The sequence below is a fragment of the Paraburkholderia graminis C4D1M genome, assembly GCF_000172415.1.
Classification (GTDB): Bacteria; Pseudomonadota; Gammaproteobacteria; order Burkholderiales; family Burkholderiaceae; genus Paraburkholderia; species Paraburkholderia graminis.
Genome location: NZ_ABLD01000026.1, coordinates 44407 through 69500 on the forward strand (window position 1 = coordinate 44407; position 25094 = coordinate 69500).

Here is a 25094-nt window from a genome sequence, read left to right on the forward strand (position 1 = left end):
CTAATACGTCGTAACCAAAAAAATATTGGAAACGTTAAACTGCGCCCGCAGCGCTCAGGCTGCACTTTTTTTACTCACCTCGCGCATGACACATCAGATCGCCTAATGCCCGCCACCGCGAAAACCTGTCCGGCAACTCGCCGCCACCTTGTTCCCCCGGCCATGCCCGCGCACTCGCTGGCGGCATGCGCGTCGCGACGGACGTTCCTGAAGCGCTCCGCCAGCGTGCTGCTGGTGTCCGGCGTGGGCAGTTCGCTGCTTTCCGCATGCGGCGGCGGCCTCGGCGACGAGCAGAGCGACACGCCGCGGCTTGCATCGGTGGACAATTTCCGCGATGTCGCGGGCGCTGCGGCCGGCTATCCGACCGTCGACGGCAAGAAGATGCGGCGCGGCCTCTTTTTCCGCGCGAATGTGCTGACGCTGAGCGTGGCCGATCAGACGGAAATGGAGCGGCTCGGCATTGCGAGCGTCTACGATTTGCGCACGCCGGGCGAGGTCGAACGAACCGCCGACATCGTTCCTCGCGGCGCGGTTTCGCAAACGCTCGATGTGCTCGGTGTGCGCGACTTCACGCCGCCGCCTTTCGATTCAGCCGCTGGCGCGACCGCGTTCATGGAGTCGCAGGCGCGCGGCTATGTGACCGGCGCGGCGCAGCGGGCGAACTTCGGCGCGCTGCTGCGCCAGCTCGCGGACGGCACGGGCCCGCAGCTCTTTCATTCCAACGCGGGTAAGGATCGCGCCGGCTGGGTCGCGGCGCTGCTGCAGAGCATTGCGAATGTGCCGCTCGACGTGATCATGCAGGACTATCTGCTGAGCAATGTCTACCGCGCGCAGGCCATCAGGTCGATGAAGGAAACATTGCGCGCGCAGGACGGCGACGCGCTCGCCGCGATTCAGGAACCGTTGCTTGGCGTGCAGGAAAGTTTTCTGCAGGCGGGCTTCGATCAGGTGCAGACGAGCTACGGCACGATGACGCGCTATCTGACTGACGGGCTTGGCGTATCGGAGGCGGCTATCGAGAGCTTGCGGAGCCGGTTGGTTGTTTGAGACTGGCGGCGAGGGAGCGGGTGAGGCGCGTGGGCCGAGCGGGCTAGCTGAAAACAGCGGCTGAAGATGCGCGCCAAGCGCGCAAACCAAACGCGCAAACCAAACGCGCAAACCAAACGCGCAAACCAAACGCGCGGGCCGAACGCGCGGGCCGAACGCGCGGGCCGAACACGCAGGCCAAACACGCAGGCCAAACACGCAGGCCAAACACGCAGGCCGAACACGCAGGCCAAAACACGCAGGCCGAACACGCAGGCCGAACACGCAGTCAAAAAAAATCCGCCCCGGATACGCGGGCGGACTGAGAAGGGCGGCATCGAGGTTGCCGGGGTCGACTATAAGGCCCGCGATCATGCGTTAGCCGATGCGGTAAGGCAGCGTAAGCGCGCGCCTTGCGCCGCGCCGCGCAGTGCGATCACGACCGCTACCGCTACCACGAGCCCACCTGTCATGTCGATGTCGACGCAGGCACCGCCACCACCCCCACCGGCAACTCAATACACACTTCCAGCCCACCCTCGGCGTGATTGCGCACGTGGCAACGTCCGCCGCGATCGTGCGCGAGCCGTGCGACGATCGCGAGACCGAGACCGCAATGGCCTTCGCCGCCGCGCGCGGCGTCGAGCCTCACGAACGGTTTCATCGCGGCGGCAATGCGGTCGTCGGGAATGCCCGCGCCATGATCCCGCACGCTGATGACCCAATGTCCGTCGCTGCGCGCGGTGCGGATATCGACGGGCGGCGCGCCATGTTCGAGTGCGTTATCGACGAGGTTGGTCGCCAGCCGATCGAGCAGCGTGCGCGGCAACGTGAACGACGGGCCGGCACGCAGATCCAGCGCGAACAGCCGGGCTTCGCCGCCCGCGTCCTGCGAGCCCGAGCCATCGACGGCGCTGTCAATCACACTGTCACCCACACCATCACTATCCGAAAACTGCTCGCGCAAGAATTCGTCGACCTGAACCGGCGGACCGGCATCGGCGGATTGACCGGCGAACTCCAGAAACTGCTGGACGATGTTAGTCAGCGAATCGACATCGCGAATCAGCCCGGCACGCTCGCTTTCCGCGACCAGCACGCTCGCGCGCAGCTTCAGGCGCGTGAGCGGCGCTTTCAGGTCGTGCGCGACGCCGGCGAGCATGACCGCCTGGTCGTCGCCGGCCTCGTTCAGGCGCCGCATCATGTCGTTGAACGAGCCAATCAGCTCGCGCAGTTCGCGCGGGCCTTGCACGGTCACCGGTTCCGGCCGGCCGCCCGAACCGAAGACGCGCGCGGCGTCGGCGACGCGCGACAGCGGACGCTGCATCTGCCACACCGCGAACAGCGACAGGATCAGCGCGGCGGCCAGCATCGAAATGGCTTCGATCAGAAAGCGCGGCGGCGGCGGCAGATCGACCGGCAGCACGACCCAGTTCGACTTGCCCGGAAACAGCACCCACAGTTGCGGCGGACGCAGATCGTCGACGGCAATCTGGGTGCCTGGCGGAAGCGTCTCACGCAGATGCTGCGTCAACTGAACAACCAGGTGCTCGGTGGGTTCGCGCAGATGGACGCTCGGCGGCATGTTCCACGTCGGAACCAGATGCACGCGCATGGCCGGCGCGAGCGCGGCGCCCTTGATCGGCTCGCCGTTGATGGCCTGAAGCGCCAGCACGACGCCGCGCGCAAAGCCGTCGATCTCATGGCGCGGCGGCTGCATCACCACCAGCACGAACCAGCCGGCCTGAATCGCCAACAGCACCGCCGTCGAAAGCAACGCCATTCTGCCGAACAGCGTGTTCAGCGGGTTTCTCATGCGTTCGAGGCGGCCTCGTCGGAGAACGGTGTGCCGTCGGCGTCGGGTACGAAAACATAGCCCTTGCCGCGCACCGTTTGCACGTAGCACGGATTGGACGGATCGTCCTCGATCACGCGCCGCAGACGCCAGATCGGCACGTCGAGGCTGCGATCGCGGAAGGCGAGGTTGTCGCGATGCACGAGGTCGTGAATCAGCACACGCGACAACACCTTGTACGGGTTGTTGACGAAGATCTTCAGTAGCGCGAACTCACTGTCGCGCAACGGCAGCTTCGTATCGGCGCGCGACAGCGAGCGTGTGGCGAAGTCCAGTTCGAACGGGCCGAACCTGTACGGCTTGCGGGCTTCCGGCGCGCTCGTGGTCGACGGCCCGCGGCGGCGCAGCACCGTGTGGATGCGCGCGAGCAGTTCGCGCGGATCGAAGGGCTTGGTCAGATAGTCGTCCGCGCCGAGCGACAGCCCGACGATGCGGTCGGCCACCGTGCCGCGCGCCGTCACGAAGATCACCGGAATGTCGTCGCCGGCGGCGCGCAGCGCGGTGAGCGCGCGCAGGCCGTCGGTGTTCGGCATCATGATGTCGAGCACGACGACCGACGGCCGTTCGCGCTCGAGCCGGCGCTGGAGATGGGTGCCGTCATGCAGCACCGACGCGTCAAAGCCGTTCGACTGCAAGAACTTGCAAAGCAGATCGCGTACGACCGGATCGTCGTCGACGATAAGGACCTGTGGATTCATGGCGAAATTCTAGACCGGCGCGCGCGACGCGCGGCCGACTGTTTTCTTACCAATGCTTACCCGATGCGGTGCGAGTTTTTCGGCGCGATTCTGGCGCAATTGGGCGCAATGTTCGCACACGCGAGCGTAAGGCCCGTCAACCAAGGTTCACAGCATATTTCAGCACTGCCGCTTCTGGCAACGCGGGCGCGCGTGCGGGCCTCGCATTCGATGTGCGCACGCGGTATTTCTCGAAACAGTTTGCGCACAACGGCAAGTGCCGGAAAGCACTCGCAACGCGTCGTAAGCACCGTCGAAAAGCGCGCTTTTCTTCGTGCATCGGCGAGGCGTGGGCGGCGAGATGATTCGTCCTGCGATACGTCGCGCCGCACGCCGGCAGAGCTTCAGGCTCTCATCCGGCGCACGCGGTGCGCGACCGACATCTTGCCAAACCCAGCCCAACCAGCGCCATGCGAGGCTCATCATGACTGTTCCCAGCAACCTCAATTCCACCCATTTTTCTTCGATTGCGCCCACCAAGGCGACGGAAAAGCCGGCGTCCAACGGCAGTTCCGCAGCGACAAGCGGGAGCGGCAGCGGCAACGCGCAAGCCAAGGGCTCGGCGACTCAGCCGCAGCCGCAGCCGTCGGTGCCCGCGGGCCTCGTCGGCCATCACGTCAACACGACCGCCTGACGTACCGAGGCGCGCGTGTCGACATCAATAATTTCCGGGCGCGTCGTGCGCGCCGCTGCGTGGCTCGCGCTCGGCGCGGCGCTGTTGCCGCTCGACGGCTGCGCCGTTGCCGCGCTGCCTTGCCGGCTGACCTCGGCGACGCTGAAGATCATCCCGGTCGTCGGCCATGCGGCGGCCACGCCGTTCGACATCTGCTCATCCGCGATCGATTGAAACATGAGACCACAACGGATTGCCTGCGCGCTGGCGCTGCTGTGCGGCACATTCTCGCTGACCGTGCCGGCGCAGCCGGCGGCGCGCGATGCGGGCGCCGCAGCTTCGGCGCCGGCATCGAAGGACGCATTCGCCGACGCCCGCCGACGCGCGCAGGACACGCCATTCGCATTCCGCGGCATTGCGCTCGGCATCACGCTCGATGAATTCCGCGCCGGTTCGAAAGTGCGTGCGACGCCGGTCGGCAGCGTGCCGGTCTGCGAGACGGACGTGCAGGCGGGCGCGCTCGGCATGCGGCTGAAGTCGCACGAGAGTCTGACCGTCGCGTGCCGCTGGGCGCATCGCGACGATAACGGTTGGGCGCTGTCGCAAGCGGTCGTCGACGGTGCGCCGGCGGCCGAGCATGTGCTGCGTTTCGCGCGCATGGAAGGGCAAAGCGCGCTGCGGCTCTACGAGATTTCCTTCGTGATCGACGAAGTCACCGCCGAAGATCTGCGCGACGCGCTCGCGGACCGCTACGGCCCGCCGCGTCATGCGACGCGGAACGTGTCGTCGCCGGGCGCGTTGCCGGTCTACGTGTGGGAAAACGCGGTCAGTTCGATCACGTTGTGTTTCCTGCCGGGCACGCGCAACGGCACGCTCACTTATCTGCTGAAGGGGTCGGACGCATGGGTGAAGTCCGTCGTGCGGCAGTGGCAGGCGAGCGATGCAGAAGCCGGTTGATGCAGCGGCACCGATGCGCGGATCAGCACCATTCAGCGAGGGAGTAAACCCGATGCCTACGCTACGTTTTTCCGTCGCGCTATGCGCGGCGGCATGTGTGTCCGCTTGCGCGAGCGGACAGAGGTCGATTGTCGAAACACCGATGGCGCCGCCGCTCGTGTCCGCGCCGCTGAACGTCAACACGCAGGGCGCGATCTATCAGGCGGGCACGCTGATGGTGCTGTACGAGACGCCGCGCGCGCAACACATCGGCGACGTGCTGACGATCCGTCTGTCCGAGTCGTATAGCGGGAACAACAGTTCGACGGCGGCTGCGAGCCGGGCGAGCAGCATCACCGCCGATGCCGCCGATAATCGACGGCGCCGCCGCGCGGCTCGCGAGCTCTTCACATCGCTCGGCCAGCACGGAATTCAAAGACAGCAGTCTCACCGACGCGAGCGCGATGACCGGCACACTCGCCGTGACCGTGATCGGCACGATGCCGACCGGCAACCTGGTCGTGTCGGGCGAAAAGGTGATTTCGATGGGCGGCAACCGCGACCGCTTGCGGCTGTCAGGCGTGGTGAATCCTAAGGATATCGAAACAGGCAACTACGTCGCGTCGAGCAAGGTCGCGAATGCGCGCATCGAGCAGGCCGGCTCCGGCATGATCTCCGACGCGACGACGATGGGCTGGCTGCAGAGGATGTTTTTGAGCGTGCTGACTTTCTGAGGCGGCGTCACGAACGCGCTCACTGCGCAGCCGCGCCCGCTCCGCGCTCGGCCGCGCCGATCTCGCCGTCCGGCACGAACACATAGCCGCGTCCCCACACCGTTTGCACGTAGCGCGGCTCGGACGGATCGACCTCGATCAGCCGACGCAAACGCCAGATCGACACATCGAGACTGCGGTTGCGATGCGTCTCGCTATTGCCATGCAGTTTTTCGAGCAGTTGCCCGCGAGTGAGGACGGTCATCGCGTGAGTGACGAACACTTTCAGCATCGCGAATTCGCTTGAGCGCAGCGTGATGCGTTCGCCGTCGCGGCGCAATTCACGCGCCGGGAAATTCACCTCGAAGCGGCCGAAGCGATACGGCGCGCGTTGCTCGGGCGCGCTCGGCGCAATCGAGCCGCGACGGCGCAGCACCGTGCGAATCCGCGCGACGAGTTCGCTCGGTTCGAACGGCTTGCCCAGGTAATCGTCCGCGCCGAGTTCGAGACCGATCACACGGTCGATCGGATCGGCGCGTGCGGTCAGCAGAATCACGGGGATATCGTCGCCCGCCACGCGCAGCGCGCGCAGCGCACTGATGCCGTCGAGCTCGGGCATCATGATGTCGAGCACGACCAGCGCGGGACGCTCGTCCTGAAGTTTGCGCTGCAGCGCCATGCCATGTTCGAGCGTGGCAACCTTGAAGCCGCGCCCTTCGAGATACTGACTGACGAGCTCACGTACGACGGGGTCGTCGTCGACGACCAGAATGGATTGGTTCATTCAGGTCATCTTAGTGATCCGCGCGCGCGCAGCAAAGCGGCTAACGCTTTCCAATCCTTTCTCGCGTAAGAGAAAGCAACCGGCATGCGGCTAGTTGACCTGCGAGGTCTGAATGGTCTGCCGTGTTTCGCGGCCGAAATCGGTCCGGTCGATCACCATCTTGTCGATCAACCCATTGAGCTTGGTCGACGCCGACGAGAAGCGGTCGCTGTTCAGGCCGCCCGTCTGGTAGCGCGCGGTGACGAGAATGCGGCCACTCTGCACGAGCGTCAAATCGATGACCGACAGATACTGGATCGCGTCGTCGCTGAACGAGCGGCGGCCGTAGTCGATCGCCGCGTTGTAGACGAGGCGCGCCTCGCAGCCGGCGGGCGAGGTGCCGGGATTGTAGACATCCGAACGAATGCCGCGGCGATCAAGCGCGAGTTGCAGCGCCGGCACGAAATCGCCGACCGACACAGCAGCGTTCACTTCGATGCAAACGTGCCGCACATCCGCGGGACGGCCGCTCACGAAGGTCGGCGACGAATAGTTCGCGGCGATGGCGTAGCCGGCCTGGATCACGGAGCCGGTGGCGTCGGCTGCCTGGATCAGCGTCCACGCGCAGCCGTTCAGTCCGACCGTCAACGTCGTACAGGCGACGAACCGCGCGCTCGGCCGCCGCAACCTGACCCAGGCCGCGCGAGGGGCTCGCGTCAAAGCGTTAGCGCGTTTCGTGGTCAGGAAGGTCATCAAGCGGAGCCAAATGCGATAAAGGCAAGCCATGCGGATCGGCTGAGCGAAGCGAAATGCGGCGGAACGCGCATCGTCCTCGACGTGTCTGCATTCAGCGCGCGACGCGCAGCCGCAACTCGTTTTGCCCTTGCACGCTCGCAGTGACATTCACGCGCCGCTCGGCGGTCGTCACGATGAAATGCTGGCGCGTCGGCGTGTTCACGTCATGCACGACGTTCGGAAAGCACGCGGCGATGTCGGCGCCGATTTCCTCGAGCGGATCGTTGACGACACCGTCGGCTTGCCAGTGCGCGCGCCAGTGGCAGTCGTACGCGTGCGCGTTGGCGCGGCAGTCTTCGGCGCTCGCGACGCCCGGCAGTTGCGCGGCCGGTTGCGTGTGCAATTGCTTGTAGTCGGATGCTTCGACGATGTGCCTGAGCGCGGGGCACACGTCGGCGGGTTCGTTCGGCGGCGTGGTTTGCGCGGCATGAGCAAGATGAGCGGCACTTCCGAGCAGCACGGCCGCGGAGAGAGCAAGGCCGAGCCGGTGAATCGAAGGATAAGAGCGGCGATCGAATGACATGAGCGAGAGTCCGTTAGCAGTGGATGGCGTGCGGGCCGCAGGGGACGGCGCGCACGACTATCGTCGCTGTTTCGGGCTCGTTTCAAAGGGCTGAAAAGCTTGCCCGCTTCGCAAATGCTTTCGAGGTGTTCTCGCGTGTTTCGGGATCTTGCCGCGGCTCGCGCGAATGTGAGTACGGGTGCGGGCGCGTTGGCGAATTGCGCGCGGCGGTGTGAATCAGCCGAGCGTCAGTCCGCCGTCGACGTGGATCACCTGGCCGGTGATGTGACGCGCTTCGTCGGAAAGCAGGAAGGCGATCAGCGCGGCAATGTCGGCGGGCTCGGCGATGTGGCCGAGCGGTGTCGATTCCGCGGCACGCGTCCACACGGCGGCGTTATCGGCGCTCGGTCCGCGGTCCTTGCGCGTATAGCCGGGCGCGACGCAATTCACGGTCACGCCGTGCGGCGCGAGTTCGGCGGCTGCGGTTTTCGCGAGCGACTCGAGCGCCGCCTTGGCCGCGGCGGTCGCGGCAAACGGCGTATCCGCGCGATAACGATGCGCGACGAACGAACTCAACGCGATCACTCGGCCTCGCTTCGAGGTTTCCAACGCAGGCGTGGCGCGCTTCACGAGCGCCGCGAAGGCGGCGGGCATCGCGGCGAATGCGGCGCCGAGCACATCGGAGTCGAGCGCCTGAAGCGTCTGACGCTGCGCGTGGCCCGCGTTCGCGACCAGTTGATCGAGTGCGCCGAAGTTCGCGAGCGTTTGATGCACCACATGTTCCGCGGCGCCGCGCTCGGCGAGATCGCCCGTCACCGTTGCGCAGGCCGCGCCGTTCGCGCTGCAATCGGCGGCAACCTGCGCGAGACGCTCGCGCGACTCGCGCTCGGCGCCGCGTGCGTGCAGCATCAGCGCGGTGCGCGGCGCGGCGATCCGCCGGGCCAGCGCCGCGCCGATGCCGGAACCCGCGCCGGTGATCAGCACGACGCGGTCAAAGCCCGCACTGGGTTCGCTCGCTGCGGCGCTCTCCGGGTTCATGCCGCGACCGCTTCGCCGGCGCGCTCGACTTCGAGCGTTTCGTCATGGAACGCCGCCAGCGATTCGCGATGCGCGACGCTGACGATGGCCGCCTTCGGCAGCCGCTCGGTGAAGAGGCGATAAAGACGCGCTTCGTTCTCGGCGTCGAGCGCGCTCGTCGCTTCGTCGAGGAACAGATAGTCGGGCTTGTGCAGCAGCACGCGCGCGGCGGCGAGGCGCTGTTGCTCGCCCGGCGAGAGAACGCGCGTCCAGTGCGCGGATTCCTGCAAACGGTCCGCGTATTGCGACAGGTGGCAAACGACGAGCGCCTCGCGGCATTCCTCGTCGGTATACGTGTCGGCCGCCGACGGATACGCGAGCGCCGCCTTCAGCGTGCCGATCGGCATGTAGCTCACTTGCGGAATGAACATCATGCGGGCGTTGACCGGCGCGTCGATGGCTCCATCGCCGAACGGCCACAAGCCGGCGAGCGCGCGCATCAGCGTGCTCTTGCCCGAGCCGGACGGCCCGCGCACGAGCCAGCGCGAGCCCGGATGAATCACGATGTCGCGGATGCGCGAGAGCGGGCTGCCGTTCGGAAGCGCGAGCTGGAGGCCGTCGGTGGAGAGCTTGTCGGCGTCGACGAAATGCAGGTTGATGCCGCCGTGCGCGGTGGCCGGCGAGACGGATTCCTTCAGACGCGGCGCATGCACGACCCGCTTGAATTCGCGCAGACGGTTGACCGTGGCGCGCCATTCGACCAGCGTCGAGTAACTGTTGATGAACCACGAGAACGAATCGCTGACCGTGTTGAATGCGCTGGAGATTTGCATCAGCACACCGAACGTGAAGGCGCCCGCGAAATAACGCGGCGCGGCGACGACGAGCGGAAAGATGATCGCGATCTGACCGTAGAAGCTCAGCACGAAGGTGAGCCGCTTCGTGTACTTCATGACCTGCCACCAGTTATCGCGGATGCGGCCGAACAGCGAATGGGCGTTGGTCTTCTCCGTGTCCATGCCGTTGTAGAACGCGATCTGCTCGGCGTTCTCGCGCAGACGGATCAGGCCGAAACGGAAATCGGCCTCGACTTTCTGCGCCTGATAGTTGATCGGCACGAGCGGATGACCGACTTTCTGGATCACGAGCGAGCCGACCACTGCGTACAGCGCGGCTGCCCACACCATGTAGCCGGGAATGTGCAGCGGCACGCCGCCGAGCGTGATGGTCAGCGCGCCGGCCAGCGCCCACAGGATCGTGATGAACGAGACGAGCGTGACGACCGTGGACAGCAGATCGAGCGTGAGCGACAGCGTGGTCGTGGCGAACGACTGCAGGTCGTCGCTGATCCGCTGGTCGGGGTTGTCGGCGAGGCGGTCGCGCTCGATCCGGTAAAACGCGCTGTCGTGCAGCCACTCGTTCAGATAGCGCGTGGTCAGCCATTGACGCCAGCGAAAGCCGAGCATCTGGCGCATATAGCGCCCGTACACCGCGAGGATGATGTAGCCGAACGCGAGCCCGGAAAAGATCATCAGCAGATGCGGGAAGTCGCGTACGTTCTTGGTTTGCAGCGCGTTATAGAAGTCGGCGCTCCAGCGGTTCAGGCGGACGTTGATCCATACCACCGCGAGGTTCATCGCAATGATCGCGATGAGCATCCCCCACGCCGTCTTTTTTTCTTCCGACACCCAGTAAGGCTTGATGAGGCTCCATGCGGAGACTTTCTCGTCGGGCGGCAGCGCGGGGCTGACAGAAGTATTCGTTGTCATGAGCGTCCTGGGAGTGCTGTTCGATTCGGGCCGGTCCACGCGGGCCGACCCTTCGCGGGTCTTCGTATCTGTGCGTGTGCATCTATGCTGGCGCGGCGGCTGACGGCCGGGCGCCGCGGCGACTGCCGATTCTGGCGCGAAGCCCTTAAGCGAAAATTAATTCGCGGCGCCGGCGCAAAGCCGGCAGTCATTGCTGCCGCCTCTGCGCGAGCACCGCCGCGACATAACCGCCAACCGTTCGCGCGATGCCGCGTTTTCCGCGTCATCTCTCGTGGCATTGTGCCAGAGCGGTGGGCCGCTCATCCGGCTAAAGCGTAAGGCGCAAAAGGTGGTGCCGGATCAAGCCGCGCGCGCCGCGATGCGCCGCTCGTTTGCGAGCGCCGCGCCTTTTATGGTCTAATGACCTTCGACGAAACAGGGGTGCTTTGCACTTGAGCGGCGTGATTCTCGCGCTGCGGCTGCGAGGCTGAGAGAGACCCTTTGCACCCGATCCGGGTAATACCGGCGCGGGAAGTTTCCGGAAGCAGCCAGTCTTCCATTCCCCGCCGGGCGGCGTACTTCATTGGAGTACGCATGTTGCCTGGCCGGCCTTGCCCGCCGGTTTCGTCCTGGGTACGCGCTTTTTGTCGGCCGTACGGAAAGGACTCGATGACCGCCTATTGTTCAGTTATGTGTTTTGCTCCTTGTCGCGCCGTTCTTGACGCGCGCTGCATTGCTTTTGTCCGTCGTATCGAAGCGGAGCGCGCACGATGAGCCGCGCCGCACAACCCGATTTCGCTGTGCTCGGCGGCGGTCTGTGCGGGCGCCTCGTCGCGTGGCGGCTCGCCGGAGAAGGACATCGCGTGGCGCTTTATGAGCGCGGCGACGCCGACGGCTCGCAGGCCGCCGCGTGGGTCGCGGCCGCCATGCTCGCGCCGCTTGCCGAAGCCGCCAGCGCCGAACTTCTGATCACGCGGCTCGGCGCGGCATCGCTCGAAACCTGGCCGCAAGTGCTGGCCGGGTTGCCCGAGCCGGTGTTTTTCCAGCGCAATGGCACGCTCGTCGTCTGGCATCACGCGGATCGGACCGAGGCGCCGCTGTTCGAAAGACGCGTGCGCTCGAACGCGCCGGCCGAACTGCTGGACGGCGGCTTCGTCACGCTCGCCGGCGCGCAACTCGGTGCGGCCGAACCCGCGCTCGCGGGGCGCTTCAATCAGGGCTGGCTGCTGCCGCGCGAAGGTCAACTGGACAACCGCCAGGTGCTGCGCGCGTTGGCCGCGGGTCTTGCGCAACGCGGTGTGGAAACGCACTGGAATACGCCCGTGCTCGATGGGGCGCTGCCGCCTGCGCGCATCACCATCGACTGCCGCGGCCTCGGCGCGAAACCCGTGCTGCCGACGCTGCGCGGCATCCGCGGCGAAGTCGCGCGCGTGCACGCGCCCGGCATTAATCTGACGCGGCCGGTGCGGCTGCTGCATCCCCGTTATCCGCTCTACATCGCGCCGAAGCAGGACGATTTGTATGTGATCGGCGCCACCGAGGTGGAAGGCGAGGACATGTCGCCCGTCAGCGTGCGATCCGCGCTGGAGCTGCTGAGCGCGGCGTTTTCCGTGCATCCGGGCTTCGGCGAGGCGCGCATTCTCGAGCTGAATTCGCAGTGCCGTCCGACCTTGCCCGATCATCGGCCGGCGCTGTTGTGGGACGGCGCGCAGACGCTGCGCGTGAACGGGCTGTACCGGCACGGCTACATGATCGTGCCCGAGGTCGCCGACGAAGCCGCGCGCTTCGCGGCGGCGCTGCTGGACGGACGCATCGGCGACGCCGACGCGTTCGCGGACTGGCGGCGCGCCGCGCGCTGGAGCGAACTGTTCCACGAGCAGCGCGCGCGGGAGCCCGCGTGAGCGCCGGCCGCCGGCGCGACGCTGCGAACGCCTGCGCAATTGCCATCGACTGAACCGTATTCGAACACCATGGACATTCATATCAATCAGAAGCCGTTGTCGTTGCCCGAGGGCGCGACTGTCGCCGATGCGCTCGCCGCGTACGGCGCGCGGCCGCCGTTCGCCGTCGCGCTGAACGGCGATTTCGTCGCGCGCACGCAGCATGCGGCGCGCGCATTGCAGCCGGGCGACAAGCTGGACGTCGTGCAGCCCGTGGCCGGCGGTTGAGCGCGTTGCCGCGCCAAGCCAAGCCAGCCGTTCACGCAATCGCAGACGAGCGAACACGACCACGCACGATCACGCACGATCACGAGCAATCGCCGCCCGCCCCGCCTTGCCGGAGACCAGATGATGCAAATGACTTCCCCCCAAACCGCCGACGCGCTCACGCTCTACGGCCAACCCTTCGCGAGCCGGGTGCTGCTTGGCACGTCGCGCTATCCGTCGCTGCAATCGCTGTCCGATTCGATCGACGCCGCGCGCCCCGGCATGGTGACCGTCGCGCTGCGCCGGCAGATGAACGAAGGCGGCGCCGAAGCCGGCTTCTTCGATCTGCTCAAGCGCCACGGCGTGCCGCTGTTGCCGAACACGGCCGGTTGCCTGACCGTCGGCGAGGCGGTGGCGACCGCGCACATGGCGCGCGAAATATTCGAAACCGAGTGGATCAAGCTCGAACTGATCGGCGACGACTACACGCTGCAGCCCGATCCGGTCGGCCTGATCGAGGCGGCGGCGAAGCTCGTCAAGGACGGCTTCAAGGTGCTGCCGTATTGCACCGAAGACCTGGTGATCGGCCGCCGTCTGCTGGACGCCGGCTGTGAGGCGCTGATGCCGTGGGGCGCGCCGATCGGCACCGGCAAGGGCGTGATCAATCCGTATGGCTTGCGAGTGTTGCGCGAGCGGCTGCCTGACGTGCCGCTGATCGTCGACGCAGGGCTCGGCGTGCCGTCGCACGCGGCCCAGGTGATGGAGTGGGGTTTCGACGGCGTGCTGCTGAACACGGCGGTGTCGCAGGCCACGCATCCCGACGCGATGGCGCGCGCGTTTGCGCTGGGCGTCGAAGCGGGCCGTCAGGCGTTTCTCGCCGGACCGATGGCCGAGCGCGAAAGTGCGCACGCGAGCACGCCGGTGGTCGGCATGCCGTTCTGGCATCAGGACGGGAGCGCCGCATGACGCAGACCCTGGCCCTGAAAGACCGCGACCTGTTCTGGCCGCCCGCCGACGAACTCACCGAAGCGACCGAACGCATCCGCGCCCGTCTCGGCGACTGGCCGCCCACGCACGCGCCGTGGCGCATCTGCCTGACCGCGCCGGATCAGCCGAATGGCGGCGATCTGATCGTGCTCGCCGATGCCGCGCGGCACGGCGAACAGATGGCGCGCTGGCTCGTGCAGGGCGCGGCAGTGGTCGAAGCCGCCGAGAACAAGGCGACGCTGCATCTCGGCGGTGAAAAGTACCGTCTGGAAGGCCATCTCGCGGAAGACTGGATTCCCGCGCTCGCCGCGTTTCTCGACTGCGGTTTCGATCCGCACGACGCGCTCGTGCTGGCGCTCGCGTGGCGCGACGGCGACGAAACGCGGACCAACGCCGCGGGCGACTCCTTCCCCTGCGATCTGGCCGTCTTTCCGCGTCTTGCCGGTTTGCCGCAAGCGCCGGCGCAGCCGTTCCCGCGCTGCCCCGAGCGGCTCGGACTTTATCCGGTGCTGCCGAGCGCCGAGTGGGTCGAACGCGTGGTCGGCTACGGCGTGAAAACGGTGCAACTGCGCCGCAAGTCCGCCCATCCCGCCGACGAGCTTCAGCGCGAGATCGCCCGCTGCGTCGCGGCGGGAAAGCGGCACGACGCGCAGGTTTTCATCAACGATCACTGGCAGGCCGCGCTCGATGCGGGCGCCTACGGCGTGCACCTCGGCCAGGAAGACGTGCACACGGCGGATCTGGCGGCGCTGGCGGCGGCCGGCATCCGGCTCGGTCTGTCGACGCACGGCTTCTACGAAATTCTGAAGGCGCTGCACTTCCGCCCGAGCTATATCGCGTTGGGAGCGGTGTTCCCGACCACGACGAAAGTGATGCCGACCGCGCCGCAGGGCGTCAAGCGCCTCGCGCGCTACGTCCGGCTGCTGGACGGCGTCGTGCCGCTGGTCGCGATCGGCGGAATCGATTTGCAGGTGCTGCCCGAGGTTCTCGCGACGGGCGTCGGTTGTGCGGCGGTGGTGCGCGCGGTCACCGAAGCGTCTGATCCGGCGGCCGCCGTTGCCGCACTGCAACAAGCTTTTACGCAATAATCGTCATGATTGGTTAAGGGACAGGGCGCCTCACGGCAACATTTGCATGATGGCCCTATAATTCGGCCTTCCGTGCAAAAGGATTGTCACTCAGTGTCTTCCCCATCCGAGACCTTACTCGAGCTGCGCGACGTCGACTTCGGTTACGGCGACCGGCTCGTCCTGTCGAACCTGAACCTGCGCTTTCCGCGCGGCCAGGTCGTCGCGGTCATGGGCGGTTCGGGTTGCGGCAAAACAACGGTGCTGCGGCTGATCGGCGGTCTGGTTCGCGCGCAGCGCGGCGAGATCCTGTTCCACGGCGAGAACGTCGGCGCGCAAACGCGCGACGGCCTGTACGCGCTGCGCCGCAAGATGGGCATGCTGTTCCAGTTCGGCGCGCTGTTCACGGACATGTCGGTGTTCGAAAACGTGGCGTTTGCGCTGCGCGAGCACACCGATCTCCCGGAGGAACTGATCCGCGACCTCGTGCTGATGAAGCTCAACGCGGTCGGCCTGCGCGGCGCGCGCGACCTGCTGCCGTCGGAGATTTCCGGCGGCATGGCGCGGCGCGTGGCGCTCGCGCGCGCCATCGCCCTCGACCCCGAACTGATGATGTACGACGAGCCGTTCGCCGGCCTCGACCCGATCTCGCTTGGCATCACCGCGAACCTGATTCGCGCGCTCAACCAGGCGCTCGGCGCGACGTCGATTCTGGTCACGCACGACGTGCCGGAGTCGTTCGCGATCGCGGACTACGTGTATTTCCTCGCCAACGGCGGCGTTCATGCCGAGGGCACGCCGGCGCAACTGCGCGCGTCGACTGATCCGACGGTGCGGCAGTTCATCGACGGCGCGCCGGACGGTCCGTTCAAATTCCACTATCCGAGCAGAACGCCGCTCGCGGCGGACTTCGGCGTCGGCGGAGGGCGGTCATGATCGGCACATTGATCTCCTCGGTCGGCCGCGTGGTGCTCGACGGGCTCGGCACGGCCGGCTACGCGACGCGTTTTTTTCTCCGGCTGCTGGTTGAATTCTTCCCGCTGCTGCGCCGTCCGCGGCTTGTCACGAAGCAGATCCACTTCGTAGGTAATTATTCGCTGGTGATCATTGCGGTGTCGGGGCTGTTCGTCGGCTTCGTGCTCGGCTTGCAGGGTTATTACACGCTCAATCGCTATGGTTCCGAGCAGGCGCTCGGGCTGCTGGTCGCGCTCTCGCTCGTGCGCGAACTCGGGCCGGTCGTCACGGCGCTGCTTTTCGCCGGCCGCGCGGGCACCTCGCTCACCGCGGAAATCGGCTTGATGAAAGCGGGCGAGCAGCTCACCGCGATGGAAATGATGGCGGTCGACCCGGTCAAGGTCGTGGTCGCGCCGCGTCTGTGGGCCGGCATTATCTCGATGCCGATTCTCGCGGCGATTTTCAGCGCGGTCGGTATCGCGGGCGGCTATGTGGTCGGCGTGCTGCTGATCGGTGTCGATGCCGGCGCGTTCTGGTCGCAGATGCAAGGCGGCGTGGACGTCTGGCGCGATGTCGGCGCGGGCGTCGTCAAAAGCGTGGTGTTCGGCCTTGCGGTGACGTTCGTGGCGCTCTTCCAGGGCTACGAAGCGCGGCCGACGCCCGAGGGCGTGTCGCGCGCCACGACGAAGACGGTCGTGTATGCGTCGCTCGCGGTGCTCGGCCTCGATTTTCTGCTGACCGCGCTGATGTTCAGTTAAGACTGCGTTGCCTGTTTTGCCGCTGCGGCGCGTCACTGAGCGCGCGCGGCAGCGCGACGGCGGCGCGGCGATTCACTTTGGGATGACGATGAAAAAGACTGCTCTCGACTTCTGGGTCGGCCTGTTCGTGGTGTTGGGTTTCGTGGCGCTGCTGTTTCTCGCGCTGAAGGCCGGCAACATGAGCTCGCTGTCGTTCCAGGCGACCTATCCGGTCAAGCTGAAGTTCGACAATATCGGCGGATTGAAGGCGCGCGCACCCGTCAAAAGCGCGGGCGTGACGGTGGGGCGCGTCGCCTCGATCGGCTTCGACAGCAACGCCTATCAGGCGCAGGTGACGATCGACATCGACAAGCAGTATCAGTTTCCGAAAGACACGTCGGCGAAGATCCTGACTTCGGGGCTGCTCGGCGAGCAATACATCGGCCTCGAACCGGGCGGCGATACCGAGATGCTCAAAGCCGGCGACACCATTTCGATGACGCAATCGGCAATCGTGCTTGAAAACCTGATCGGACAGTTCCTCTACAGCAAAGCGGCCGATTCGGGCGCATCGAAGCCGGGCGCCGCATCGGTGGCACCGGCGGCAGCACCCGCTCCGGCACCCGCGGCGGCGGTGCCCGCTTCCGGCTCGGCCGGTCAATAAGGAGAACAACAATGCAGACCTTACAGGCCGGGGGCGCGCGCGTCTTCCGGATGGGTAGACTGGCGGTTGCGGCCGCGATCCTGGCCGGTTGCACGACGGTGCAGACGCCGACCAAGGGCGATCCGCTCGAAGGCCTGAACCGCACCATCTTCACGGTCAACGACAAGCTCGACCAGTACGCGCTGAAGCCCGTCGCGAAGGGCTATGTGTTCATCACGCCGCAGCCGGTGCGCGACAGCGTGACGAACTTCTTCTCGAACATCGGCGACGTCTACATTGCGGCGAACAACCTGCTGCAACTGAAGATCACCGACGGCGTGCAGGACATCATGCGGATCGTGATCAATACGATCTTCGGTGTCGGCGGATTGTTCGACGTGGCGACGCTCGCGAAGCTGCCCAAGCACGACAACGACCTCGGCCTGACGCTCGGCCACTACGGCGTGCCTGCCGGTCCGTATCTGGTGCTGCCGCTGTTCGGGCCGAGCACCGCGCGCGACGCGGTCGGCTCGATCGGCAATTACTATATCAACCCGCTCAGCTACGTCGATCCGGCGGGCTTGAGCTGGGCGCTGTACGGTCTGAACATCGTCAATACGCGTGCGAATCTGCTGAATGCGAGCGACGTGCTGGAAGGCGCCGCGCTCGACAAGTATTCGTTCGTGCGCAACGCATATCTGCAACGCCGCGAGTATCTGCTGTCGGACGGCAAGCAGTCGCAGGCGCTGCCGAACTATGGCGATGAAGCGCCGCTGCCGAAGTACGAAGACGTCGACGGCACGCCCGCCGGCGCGCCGGCCGGTGCAGTGACCGGAACCGCGGGCGCGGCGGGAACGAGCGGTGCTGCCGCCAAGGCGTCGGCTGCATCCGGTGCATCCGGTGTGAGCGCCGTGACGCCGCCGCAAGCCGCGTCAGCCGCTGCAACGGCGAACGGCGCCTCGGCGCCCGAAGCGGCTTCGGGCGCGGAAACGCCGCCGCTCGACCTCAACGGCGGTCCGGAAACCACGCAGATTCCGGCGGGTCAACTGGTGCCGCCCACGCGCTTCAACTTACCGTCGTTCAAGTTGCGATGAGCGTGCCGGCGCGGCCGTAACAGATCGATACGACTCTCGCAGTTTGCGCATGGATTGCCGCTGAACTCGCGTGTTAATGTCGCCTCAAACGGTTGCACTATTTTTTAAGCAAGGCTCGATATGAAAAAATTCTTTCTGATTCCGTTGTTTGCTGCGTTGTTCTCTTTCGTGAGTGTTGGAGCATCGGCGCAAGCCGTCGACAGCAGCGCGCCCGACGTGCTCGTCAAGACCGTCACCCAGCAGGTGATCGACGCGGTGCGCGCCGACAAGTCGATCCAGCAGGGCGACATTTCGCACATCACGCGTCTCGTCAACGAAAAGATCCTGCCGTACACGGACTTCCGCCGCACCACGCAACTGGCGATGGGCCGCAACTGGCGCACGGCGACGCCCGAGCAGCAGAGCCAGGTCGTCGAACAGTTCAAGATGCTGCTGATCCGCACGTATTCGGGCGCGCTCGCGCAGGTGCGCGACCAGCAGATCCAGTACAAGCCGTTCCGCATGAATCCCGACGACACCGACACGGTGGTCCGTTCGGTCGTGATGAACAACGGTTCGCCGATCGAGCTCGACTACCGTCTGTACAAGACGCCGCAAGGCTGGCGCGTGTATGACATCAACGTGCTCGGCGCGTGGCTGATCCAGGCTTATCAGCAGCAGTTCAGCGAGCAGATCCAGCAGAAGGGCGTCGACGGACTGATCCAGTTCCTCACGCAGCGCAATCAGCAACTCGCCGCGGGCAAGCAGTCGTGAGCGAAGTGCTGAGCCCCGTCGCTCAACGGTTCGCGAGCGGCGCGACGCTGACCCACGCGAGCGCAAAGGCCGCGCTCGCGGCGGGTCTCGAGCGAATCGCTGCGGGCGCGGGCGGCGTCGATTGCGCGCCGCTCACGCAGTTCGATTCATCGGCGCTGGCCGTGCTTCTCGCATGGCGGCGGGCCGCTCAGGCGCGCGGCGGCGCATTCGAAGTTCTCAATCTGCCGGCCGGGCTCGCGAGTCTCGCGCAAGCCTACGGCGTCGATACGTTGATCGCCGGTTCCATCGAAGGCGCTCGCGCCGCGTGAGCGGTCCGGCGCGCTTCAGCGCCGGCTTCACGCGATTCAGCGCACGTCGTTCGCCAGCTTGCCGTCAGCGCCACACGCGCGCGCACCTGACGCGTTCATCACGCTTCCCGCCATCCCCCGGACTGAGATAGGGCCGCCAGGTTTTGCCCTATAATCAAACGTTTTTTGGGCCACGGTTAGGGCAATCCCACCGGCCCCAATTCCGTTTTTTCCAGCACTTTGCGCCCGCCCAGGGCTCCTTTAAGCGCCGCGACGCACGCGGCGCACTGTCATGTCAGCCATAGAAATTCGTAACGTCAAAAAGCGCTACAAGGACTTGCAGGCGCTCAAGGGCGTCAGCCTCACGGTGGAAGAAGGCGAGTTCTTCGGGCTGCTCGGTCCGAACGGCGCGGGCAAGACAACGCTCATCAGCATTCTCGCGGGACTCGCGCGCGCGGACGAAGGCAGCATCGCGGTGCGCGGCCACGACGTCGTGGGCGACTTCCGCGCGGCGCGCCGCGCGTTGGGCGTGGTGCCGCAGGAACTCGTGTTCGATCCGTTCTTCACGGTGCGCGAAACCTTGCGCATCCAGTCCGGCTACTACGGGCTGCGCAATAACGACGCGTGGATCGACGAAATCATGGCCAATCTCGACCTCACCGAGAAAGCCGACGCCAACATGCGCGCGCTGTCGGGCGGCATGAAGCGCCGCGTGCTGGTCGCGCAGGCATTGGTGCATCGGCCGCCGGTGATCGTGCTCGACGAGCCGACCGCGGGCGTCGACGTCGAGTTGCGCCAGACGCTGTGGAAATTCATCTCGCGCCTGAACCGCGAAGGCCACACCATCGTGCTGACCACGCACTATCTCGAGGAAGCCGAATCGCTGTGCGACCGCATCGCGATGCTGCGTCGCGGCGAAGTGGTGGCGCTGGACCGTACCAGCACGCTGCTGCAGCGCTTCGCCGGCATGCAACTGTTCGTGCGTTTCGCGCAAGGCGTGCTGCCCGCCGAACTGCGCCCGCTCGAAGCCGAGGGCGGCGCGGGCAACGGCAATGGCCGCCAGCATCTGCTGCGTCTCGCGAGTTATGACGACGTCGAGAAGATTCTCGCGCAATGCCGCGCGGCGGGCTGCACATTCGAAGAAATCGAGGTCCGTAAAGCCGACCTCGAAGATGTTTTCGTTCAGGTGATGAACGGTCCGGAAGTGATCGAGGGGCTCGCATGAGCGGCTATAGCGGTTTCGGCACGCTGTTCTATAAAGAAATCCTGCGCTTCTGGAAAGTGTCATTCCAGACCGTGCTTGCGCCCATCATCACGGCGCTGCTGTATCTGACCATTTTCGGCCACGCGCTGCGCAATCATGTGCAGGTTTATCCGGGCGTCGAATACACGAGTTTTCTGGTGCCGGGCCTCGTGATGATGAGCGTGTTGCAGAATGCGTTTGCGAACAGTTCGTCGTCGCTGATCCAGTCGAAAATCACCGGTAATCTGGTGTTCGTGCTGCTGCCGCCGCTGTCGCACTACGAGATGTTCGCCGCGTATGTTCTCGCGGCCGTCGCGCGCGGTCTCGCGGTCGGTTTCGGAGTGTTCATCGTGACGATCTGGTTTGTGCCCGTCAGCTTCACCGCGCCGCTCTACATCATTCTGTTTGCGATTTTCGGCGCCGCGATTCTCGGCACGCTCGGTTTGATCGCGGGCATCTGGGCCGAGAAGTTCGACCAGCTCGCCGCATTCCAGAATTTTCTGATCATGCCGCTCACGTTTCTCTCAGGCGTGTTCTACTCGACGCATACGCTGCCGCCGGTGTGGCGGGAAATATCGCGGCTCAATCCTTTTTTCTACATGATCGACGGCTTTCGCTATGGCTTCTTCGGGATGTCGGATATCAATCCGCTCGTGAGCCTTGCGATCGTCGCCGGTTTCTTCGTGGTGCTGGCCGTGGTGGCGATGCGCATGCTCGCGTCCGGCTACAAGCTGCGCCACTGACGAGGAGCTTCTCACATGTTGCCGACTCCCGAACAGGTCAAGCAATACATCGCCGCTGGGCTCGCTTGCCAGCATCTCGAAGTCGAAGGCGACGGTCAGCATTTCTTTGCGACCATCGTTTCTCCGAGCTTTGAGGGCAAGCGTCTGATCCAGCGTCATCAACTCGTGTATGCGGCGCTCGGCGACCGCATGCGCGAAGAAATCCACGCGCTCAGCATGAAAACGCTGACGCCCGCCGAATGGCAGAACGCGTAATCTGGAAATTTAGTGCGAATTACTCAGGAAGGACGCGACGCCGGCAGCGGCGCGTCGAACACAATCAAGGCAGTTCCGGCTGAAGTCCGGATCGATCAGGAACACACAGGCATGGACAAACTCGTCATTGAAGGTGGCTACCCGCTGTCGGGTGAGGTCGTTGTCTCGGGTGCGAAGAACGCGGCGTTGCCGATTCTGTGCGCGAGTTTGCTGAGCGCGGAGCCGGTGCAGCTCGACAACGTGCCCGATTTGCAGGACGTGCGCACCATGCTCAAGCTGCTCGGGCAAATGGGCGTGCGCATCGAAAGTGCTGAAGGGCGCGTGTCGCTCGACGCGTCGAAGGTCGACAACCTCGTCGCGCCGTACGAAATGGTCAAGACCATGCGCGCGTCGATCCTCGTGCTCGGGCCGCTCGTCGCACGCTTTGGGCACGCGCGCGTGTCGCTGCCGGGCGGTTGCGCGATCGGCGCGCGTCCGGTCGATCAGCACATCAAGGGCCTGCAGGCGATGGGCGCCGAGATCACGATCGATCACGGCTTCATCGAAGCGCGTGCGGAGCGGCTGAAGGGCGCGCGCATCATCACCGACATGATCACCGTGACCGGCACCGAGAACCTGCTGATGGCAGCCGTGCTCGCCGAAGGCGAAACCGTCATCGAGAACGCGGCGCGCGAACCGGAAGTGGGCGACCTCGCGCACCTGCTCGTGCAGATGGGCGCGAAGATCGAAGGCATCGGCACTGACCGTCTCGTGATCCAGGGCGTGGACAAGCTGCACGGCGCAAAGCACACGGTGATTCCGGACCGCATCGAAGCCGGCACGTTCCTGTGCGCGGTGGCGGCGGCCGGCGGCGACGTCACGCTGAAGAACGTGCGTCCGCAGACTCTGGACGCGGTGACCGCCAAGCTGCGCGAAGCGGGCGTGACGATCGACGAAGGCGACGACTGGATGCGCGTGCGCATGGACAAGCGTCCGAGCGCGGTGTCGTTCCGCACGTCCGAGTACCCGGCGTTCCCGACCGACATGCAGGCGCAGTTCATGGCGCTGAACACGGTGGCGGACGGCAAGGCGCAGGTCGTCGAGACGATCTTCGAGAACCGCTTCATGCACGTGCAGGAGCTGAACCGCCTCGGCGCCAACATCACGACCGACGGCAAGACCGCGCTCGTGACGGGCGTCGAAAACCTGTCGGGCGCGAAGGTCATGGCGACGGATCTGCGCGCGTCGGCGAGCCTCGTGATTGCCGCGTTGCGCGCGGAAGGCGAGACGCTGATCGACCGTATCTATCACCTGGATCGCGGCTACGACCGGATGGAAACCAAGCTCAACGCGATCGGCGCGAAGGTGCGGCGCATTGCCGGGAGCCAGGCATGAGTTCGATGCCGCAAACGTCGAGTTCGCCGGCGGTCAGCGCGCCGTTGACGCTGGCTTTGTCGAAGGGGCGTATCTTTGAAGAAACGCTGCCGCTGCTCGCCGCGGCCGGCATCGAAGTCGCCGAAGATCCGGAAAGCTCGCGCAAGCTGATCCTGCCGACCACCGACGCGAACCTGCGCGTGATCATCGTTCGCGCGACCGACGTGCCGACCTACGTCGAATACGGCGCGGCCGACTTCGGCGTCGCGGGCAAAGACGTGCTGCTCGAACACGGCGGCAGCGGGCTGTATCAGCCGGTGGACCTGGACATCGCGCGTTGCCGCATGTCGGTCGCGGTTGCCGCGGGTTTCGATTATGCGAACGCGGTGCGCCAGGGCGCGCGCTTGCGCGTCGCGACCAAGTACGTCGAGACCGCACGCGAGCATTTCGCCGCCAAGGGCGTGCACGTCGACCTGATCAAGCTGTATGGTTCGATGGAGCTCGCGCCGCTCGTCGGTCTCGCGGATGCGATCGTCGATCTGGTGAGTTCGGGCAATACGTTGCGCGCCAACCATCTGGTGGAGGTGGAGGAAATCATGCAGATTTCATCGCGCCTCGTGGTGAACCAGGCGGCGCTGAAGCTCAAGCGCGCTGCATTGCGGCCGATTCTCGACGCGTTCGAACGCGCGACCAAAGCCGGCGTTGCGGCGGCCTGACATCCGCATCGAATCAGTCTGACCTCGCTTTAAAGCGCGCCTTACCGAAACGGATACCCGTATGTCTATCAAGATTCGCAAACTCGATTCCACGGCTCGCGACTTCCAGAAGTCGCTGCACGCGGTGCTCGCGTTCGAGGCGAGCGAAGACGAAGCAATCGAGCGCTCGGTCGCGCAGATCCTGAACGACGTGAAGGCGCGCGGCGACGCGGCGGTGCTCGAGTACACGAACCGCTTCGACCGGCTCGACGCAAAGAGCGTCGCGGCGCTGGAGCTGCCTATCTCCGAGCTGGAAGCGGCGCTCGAAAGTCTCGAGCCGAAGCGCCGCGCGGCGCTCGAAGCGGCGGCGGCGCGCGTGCGCGGCTATCACGAGAAGCAGAAGATCGAGTGCGGCAGCCATAGCTGGCAGTACACCGAAGCCGACGGCACCGTGCTCGGCCAGAAGGTCACGCCGCTCGATCGCGCGGGCATCTATGTGCCGGGCGGCAAGGCGGCGTATCCGTCGTCGGTGCTGATGAATGCGATTCCGGCGCGCGTGGCCGGCGTGCGCGAGATCGTCATGGTGGTGCCCACGCCGGACGGCGTGAAGAATCCGCTCGTGCTGGCGGCGGCGTTGCTCGGCGGCGTGGATCGCGTGTTCACGATCGGCGGCGCGCAGGCTGTAGGCGCGCTCGCGTACGGCACCGAAACCGTGCCGGCCGTCGACAAGATTTGCGGCCCCGGCAACGCGTATGTCGCGTCGGCCAAGCGGCGTGTGTTTGGCACGGTCGGCATCGACATGATCGCCGGGCCGTCGGAAATTCTCGTGCTGTGCGATGGGACGACCGATCCGCGCTGGGTCGCGATGGACCTGTTCTCGCAAGCCGAGCACGACGAACTCGCGCAGTCCATTCTGCTGTGTCCGGACGACGCGTTCATTGGCCGCGTGAAGGACGCCATCGACGAACTGCTGCCCACCATGCCGCGCCGCGACGTGATTCAGGCATCGCTGGAAGGGCGCGGCGCGCTCGTCAAGGTGCGCGACATGGCCGAAGCCTGCGCGATCGCCAACGACATCGCGCCGGAACACCTTGAGATATCGGCGCTGGAGCCGCATCAATGGGGGCAACTGATCCGCCATGCGGGCGCGATCTTCCTCGGCCGCTATACGAGCGAGAGCCTCGGCGACTACTGCGCGGGACCGAACCACGTTCTGCCTACGTCGCGTACCGCACGGTTCTCGTCGCCGCTCGGCGTCTATGATTTCTTCAAGCGTTCGAGCGTGATCGAAGTGAGCGCGGAAGGCGCGCAGACGCTCGGCGAAATTGCCGCCGAACTGGCGTACGGCGAAGGCTTGCAGGCGCACGCCCGCAGCGCCGAGTACCGGATGCGGCAAGGCGGTTGAGCGGATCGGGGCTCAGTCGCTCCACC

General features: G+C 65.6%; 27 protein-coding genes, 1 pseudogene and 1 riboswitch. Of the genes and pseudogenes, 21 read left to right on the forward strand and 7 right to left on the reverse strand.

Features of this window, described 5'->3' with window-relative positions; translation table 11 throughout:
* Positions 1 to 162 precede the first annotated feature (162 nt).
* Complete coding sequence (locus tag BGRAMDRAFT_RS27965; protein WP_006052255.1) at positions 163 to 1047, forward strand: tyrosine-protein phosphatase; 885 nt, start codon at positions 163 to 165, stop codon at positions 1045 to 1047.
* A 448-nt stretch (positions 1048 to 1495) separates the two neighbouring features.
* Here BGRAMDRAFT_RS27965 and BGRAMDRAFT_RS27970 read toward each other — a convergent pair whose 3' ends face one another.
* Together BGRAMDRAFT_RS27970 and BGRAMDRAFT_RS27975 are read right to left on the reverse strand one after the other, a co-directional pair.
* Positions 1496 to 2842, reverse strand: coding sequence for an ATP-binding protein (locus tag BGRAMDRAFT_RS27970; protein ID WP_006052256.1), 1347 nt, complete (start codon positions 2840 to 2842; stop codon positions 1496 to 1498).
* Positions 2839 to 3579, reverse strand: coding sequence for a response regulator (locus BGRAMDRAFT_RS27975; RefSeq protein WP_006052257.1), 741 nt, complete (start codon positions 3577 to 3579; stop codon positions 2839 to 2841). Before BGRAMDRAFT_RS27975 ends, BGRAMDRAFT_RS27970 begins: the two co-directional genes overlap by 4 nt.
* A gap of 463 nt (positions 3580 to 4042) precedes the next feature.
* Between BGRAMDRAFT_RS27975 and BGRAMDRAFT_RS27980 the strand changes: the two genes are divergently transcribed.
* The 4 genes and pseudogenes from BGRAMDRAFT_RS27980 to BGRAMDRAFT_RS27995 all read left to right on the forward strand — a co-directional run bounded on the left by BGRAMDRAFT_RS27980 (position 4043) and on the right by BGRAMDRAFT_RS27995 (position 5901).
* On the forward strand, positions 4043 to 4252 hold the full coding sequence (locus BGRAMDRAFT_RS27980) for a hypothetical protein (protein WP_006052258.1): 210 nt from the start codon (positions 4043 to 4045) through the stop codon (positions 4250 to 4252).
* Between the two features lie 45 nt (positions 4253 to 4297).
* The gene (locus tag BGRAMDRAFT_RS34075; protein ID WP_321175810.1) at positions 4298 to 4465 is read left to right on the forward strand and encodes a DUF6726 family protein; all 168 of its coding nucleotides are present in this window, start codon (positions 4298 to 4300) and stop codon (positions 4463 to 4465) included.
* Between the two features lie 3 nt (positions 4466 to 4468).
* Positions 4469 to 5188, forward strand: a complete 720-nt coding sequence (locus tag BGRAMDRAFT_RS27990; protein ID WP_006052260.1) for a hypothetical protein — start codon at positions 4469 to 4471, stop codon at positions 5186 to 5188.
* A 52-nt stretch (positions 5189 to 5240) separates the two neighbouring features.
* A pseudogene (locus BGRAMDRAFT_RS27995) lies at positions 5241 to 5901 on the forward strand (flagellar basal body L-ring protein FlgH).
* Positions 5902 to 5920: 19 nt separating this feature from the next.
* Here the strand turns inward: BGRAMDRAFT_RS27995 and BGRAMDRAFT_RS28000 are convergent.
* From BGRAMDRAFT_RS28000 to BGRAMDRAFT_RS28020, 5 genes are all read right to left on the reverse strand, one after another.
* On the reverse strand, positions 5921 to 6664 hold the full coding sequence (locus tag BGRAMDRAFT_RS28000; RefSeq protein WP_006052263.1) for a response regulator: 744 nt from the start codon (positions 6662 to 6664) through the stop codon (positions 5921 to 5923).
* Positions 6665 to 6754: 90 nt separating this feature from the next.
* Positions 6755 to 7396, reverse strand: a complete 642-nt coding sequence (locus BGRAMDRAFT_RS28005; protein WP_044021927.1) for a hypothetical protein — start codon at positions 7394 to 7396, stop codon at positions 6755 to 6757.
* A gap of 94 nt (positions 7397 to 7490) precedes the next feature.
* Complete coding sequence (locus tag BGRAMDRAFT_RS28010; RefSeq protein ID WP_006052265.1) at positions 7491 to 7961, reverse strand: hypothetical protein; 471 nt, start codon at positions 7959 to 7961, stop codon at positions 7491 to 7493.
* A gap of 216 nt (positions 7962 to 8177) precedes the next feature.
* The gene (locus BGRAMDRAFT_RS28015; protein WP_006052266.1) at positions 8178 to 8978 is read right to left on the reverse strand and encodes an SDR family NAD(P)-dependent oxidoreductase; all 801 of its coding nucleotides are present in this window, start codon (positions 8976 to 8978) and stop codon (positions 8178 to 8180) included.
* A complete protein-coding gene (locus BGRAMDRAFT_RS28020; RefSeq protein WP_006052267.1) occupies positions 8975 to 10726 on the reverse strand; it encodes an ABC transporter ATP-binding protein/permease in 1752 nt (583 codons plus the stop codon). The genes BGRAMDRAFT_RS28015 and BGRAMDRAFT_RS28020 overlap by 4 nt, the downstream gene beginning before the upstream one ends.
* A 406-nt stretch (positions 10727 to 11132) precedes the next feature.
* Positions 11133 to 11256: riboswitch (TPP riboswitch) on the forward strand.
* Positions 11257 to 11475: 219 nt separating this feature from the next.
* Here BGRAMDRAFT_RS28020 and BGRAMDRAFT_RS28030 point away from each other — a divergent pair.
* The 16 genes from BGRAMDRAFT_RS28030 (at position 11476) to hisD (ending at position 25068) form a co-directional block, all read left to right on the forward strand.
* Positions 11476 to 12606 carry an FAD-dependent oxidoreductase gene (locus tag BGRAMDRAFT_RS28030; RefSeq protein WP_006052268.1) on the forward strand — a complete coding sequence of 377 codons (1131 nt, stop codon included), beginning with the start codon at positions 11476 to 11478 and terminating at the stop codon, positions 12604 to 12606.
* Positions 12607 to 12675: 69 nt separating this feature from the next.
* The gene (gene thiS, locus BGRAMDRAFT_RS28035) at positions 12676 to 12873 is read left to right on the forward strand and encodes a sulfur carrier protein ThiS (RefSeq protein ID WP_006052269.1); all 198 of its coding nucleotides are present in this window, start codon (positions 12676 to 12678) and stop codon (positions 12871 to 12873) included.
* 129 nt (positions 12874 to 13002) lie between these two features.
* Positions 13003 to 13818 carry a thiazole synthase gene (locus BGRAMDRAFT_RS28040; RefSeq protein WP_029971276.1) on the forward strand — a complete coding sequence of 272 codons (816 nt, stop codon included), beginning with the start codon at positions 13003 to 13005 and terminating at the stop codon, positions 13816 to 13818.
* Positions 13815 to 14927: a thiamine phosphate synthase gene (gene thiE / locus BGRAMDRAFT_RS34080; RefSeq protein ID WP_006052271.1), complete on the forward strand. Its 1113-nt coding sequence runs from the start codon at positions 13815 to 13817 to the stop codon at positions 14925 to 14927. Before BGRAMDRAFT_RS28040 ends, thiE begins: the two co-directional genes overlap by 4 nt.
* A 93-nt stretch (positions 14928 to 15020) precedes the next feature.
* Positions 15021 to 15842: an ABC transporter ATP-binding protein gene (locus BGRAMDRAFT_RS28050; RefSeq protein WP_006052272.1), complete on the forward strand. Its 822-nt coding sequence runs from the start codon at positions 15021 to 15023 to the stop codon at positions 15840 to 15842.
* An 8-nt stretch (positions 15843 to 15850) separates the two neighbouring features.
* Positions 15851 to 16618 carry a lipid asymmetry maintenance ABC transporter permease subunit MlaE gene (gene mlaE, locus BGRAMDRAFT_RS28055; protein WP_044021931.1) on the forward strand — a complete coding sequence of 256 codons (768 nt, stop codon included), beginning with the start codon at positions 15851 to 15853 and terminating at the stop codon, positions 16616 to 16618.
* Positions 16619 to 16706: 88 nt separating this feature from the next.
* Positions 16707 to 17261, forward strand: a complete 555-nt coding sequence (gene mlaD / locus BGRAMDRAFT_RS28060) for an outer membrane lipid asymmetry maintenance protein MlaD (RefSeq protein ID WP_006052274.1) — start codon at positions 16707 to 16709, stop codon at positions 17259 to 17261.
* A gap of 11 nt (positions 17262 to 17272) precedes the next feature.
* Positions 17273 to 18334 carry an MlaA family lipoprotein gene (locus BGRAMDRAFT_RS28065; protein ID WP_006052275.1) on the forward strand — a complete coding sequence of 354 codons (1062 nt, stop codon included), beginning with the start codon at positions 17273 to 17275 and terminating at the stop codon, positions 18332 to 18334.
* A gap of 120 nt (positions 18335 to 18454) precedes the next feature.
* Complete coding sequence (locus BGRAMDRAFT_RS28070) at positions 18455 to 19087, forward strand: MlaC/ttg2D family ABC transporter substrate-binding protein (RefSeq protein ID WP_006052276.1); 633 nt, start codon at positions 18455 to 18457, stop codon at positions 19085 to 19087.
* On the forward strand, positions 19084 to 19395 hold the full coding sequence (locus BGRAMDRAFT_RS28075) for an STAS domain-containing protein (protein WP_006052277.1): 312 nt from the start codon (positions 19084 to 19086) through the stop codon (positions 19393 to 19395). Before BGRAMDRAFT_RS28070 ends, BGRAMDRAFT_RS28075 begins: the two co-directional genes overlap by 4 nt.
* 271 nt (positions 19396 to 19666) lie before the next feature.
* Positions 19667 to 20599, forward strand: coding sequence for an ABC transporter ATP-binding protein (locus BGRAMDRAFT_RS28080; protein ID WP_006052278.1), 933 nt, complete (start codon positions 19667 to 19669; stop codon positions 20597 to 20599).
* Positions 20596 to 21360, forward strand: a complete 765-nt coding sequence (locus BGRAMDRAFT_RS28085) for an ABC transporter permease (RefSeq protein ID WP_006052279.1) — start codon at positions 20596 to 20598, stop codon at positions 21358 to 21360. The genes BGRAMDRAFT_RS28080 and BGRAMDRAFT_RS28085 overlap by 4 nt, the downstream gene beginning before the upstream one ends.
* 15 nt (positions 21361 to 21375) lie before the next feature.
* Entirely contained in the window at positions 21376 to 21615 is a 240-nt protein-coding gene (locus BGRAMDRAFT_RS28090) for a BolA family protein (RefSeq protein WP_006052280.1), read from the forward strand.
* A gap of 111 nt (positions 21616 to 21726) precedes the next feature.
* Complete coding sequence (murA, locus tag BGRAMDRAFT_RS28095) at positions 21727 to 22989, forward strand: UDP-N-acetylglucosamine 1-carboxyvinyltransferase (protein ID WP_006052281.1); 1263 nt, start codon at positions 21727 to 21729, stop codon at positions 22987 to 22989.
* Positions 22986 to 23684 carry an ATP phosphoribosyltransferase gene (gene hisG, locus BGRAMDRAFT_RS28100; protein WP_006052282.1) on the forward strand — a complete coding sequence of 233 codons (699 nt, stop codon included), beginning with the start codon at positions 22986 to 22988 and terminating at the stop codon, positions 23682 to 23684. Before murA ends, hisG begins: the two co-directional genes overlap by 4 nt.
* 61 nt (positions 23685 to 23745) lie before the next feature.
* Positions 23746 to 25068, forward strand: a complete 1323-nt coding sequence (gene hisD, locus BGRAMDRAFT_RS28105) for a histidinol dehydrogenase (RefSeq protein ID WP_006052283.1) — start codon at positions 23746 to 23748, stop codon at positions 25066 to 25068.
* Positions 25069 to 25094 lie beyond the last annotated feature (26 nt).

Bases quoted from the DNA above. Each gene is read 5' to 3' on its own strand.
- BGRAMDRAFT_RS27965 (WP_006052255.1), top strand. From the start codon at position 163: ATGCCCGCGCACTCGCTGGCGGCATGCGCGTCGCGACGGACGTTCCTG.
- BGRAMDRAFT_RS27970 (WP_006052256.1), bottom strand. From the start codon at position 2,842: ATGAGAAACCCGCTGAACACGCTGTTCGGCAGAATGGCGTTGCTTTCG.
- BGRAMDRAFT_RS27975 (WP_006052257.1), bottom strand. From the start codon at position 3,579: ATGAATCCACAGGTCCTTATCGTCGACGACGATCCGGTCGTACGCGAT.
- BGRAMDRAFT_RS27980 (WP_006052258.1), top strand. From the start codon at position 4,043: ATGACTGTTCCCAGCAACCTCAATTCCACCCATTTTTCTTCGATTGCG.
- BGRAMDRAFT_RS27990 (WP_006052260.1), top strand. From the start codon at position 4,469: ATGAGACCACAACGGATTGCCTGCGCGCTGGCGCTGCTGTGCGGCACA.
- BGRAMDRAFT_RS28000 (WP_006052263.1), bottom strand. From the start codon at position 6,664: ATGAACCAATCCATTCTGGTCGTCGACGACGACCCCGTCGTACGTGAG.
- BGRAMDRAFT_RS28005 (WP_044021927.1), bottom strand. From the start codon at position 7,396: ATGACCTTCCTGACCACGAAACGCGCTAACGCTTTGACGCGAGCCCCT.
- BGRAMDRAFT_RS28010 (WP_006052265.1), bottom strand. From the start codon at position 7,961: ATGTCATTCGATCGCCGCTCTTATCCTTCGATTCACCGGCTCGGCCTT.
- BGRAMDRAFT_RS28015 (WP_006052266.1), bottom strand. From the start codon at position 8,978: ATGAACCCGGAGAGCGCCGCAGCGAGCGAACCCAGTGCGGGCTTTGAC.
- BGRAMDRAFT_RS28020 (WP_006052267.1), bottom strand. From the start codon at position 10,726: ATGACAACGAATACTTCTGTCAGCCCCGCGCTGCCGCCCGACGAGAAA.
- BGRAMDRAFT_RS28030 (WP_006052268.1), top strand. From the start codon at position 11,476: ATGAGCCGCGCCGCACAACCCGATTTCGCTGTGCTCGGCGGCGGTCTG.
- thiS (WP_006052269.1), top strand. From the start codon at position 12,676: ATGGACATTCATATCAATCAGAAGCCGTTGTCGTTGCCCGAGGGCGCG.
- BGRAMDRAFT_RS28040 (WP_029971276.1), top strand. From the start codon at position 13,003: ATGACTTCCCCCCAAACCGCCGACGCGCTCACGCTCTACGGCCAACCC.
- thiE (WP_006052271.1), top strand. From the start codon at position 13,815: ATGACGCAGACCCTGGCCCTGAAAGACCGCGACCTGTTCTGGCCGCCC.
- mlaD (WP_006052274.1), top strand. From the start codon at position 16,707: ATGAAAAAGACTGCTCTCGACTTCTGGGTCGGCCTGTTCGTGGTGTTG.
- BGRAMDRAFT_RS28065 (WP_006052275.1), top strand. From the start codon at position 17,273: ATGCAGACCTTACAGGCCGGGGGCGCGCGCGTCTTCCGGATGGGTAGA.
- BGRAMDRAFT_RS28070 (WP_006052276.1), top strand. From the start codon at position 18,455: ATGAAAAAATTCTTTCTGATTCCGTTGTTTGCTGCGTTGTTCTCTTTC.
- BGRAMDRAFT_RS28080 (WP_006052278.1), top strand. From the start codon at position 19,667: ATGTCAGCCATAGAAATTCGTAACGTCAAAAAGCGCTACAAGGACTTG.
- BGRAMDRAFT_RS28085 (WP_006052279.1), top strand. From the start codon at position 20,596: ATGAGCGGCTATAGCGGTTTCGGCACGCTGTTCTATAAAGAAATCCTG.
- BGRAMDRAFT_RS28090 (WP_006052280.1), top strand. From the start codon at position 21,376: ATGTTGCCGACTCCCGAACAGGTCAAGCAATACATCGCCGCTGGGCTC.
- murA (WP_006052281.1), top strand. From the start codon at position 21,727: ATGGACAAACTCGTCATTGAAGGTGGCTACCCGCTGTCGGGTGAGGTC.
- hisG (WP_006052282.1), top strand. From the start codon at position 22,986: ATGAGTTCGATGCCGCAAACGTCGAGTTCGCCGGCGGTCAGCGCGCCG.
- hisD (WP_006052283.1), top strand. From the start codon at position 23,746: ATGTCTATCAAGATTCGCAAACTCGATTCCACGGCTCGCGACTTCCAG.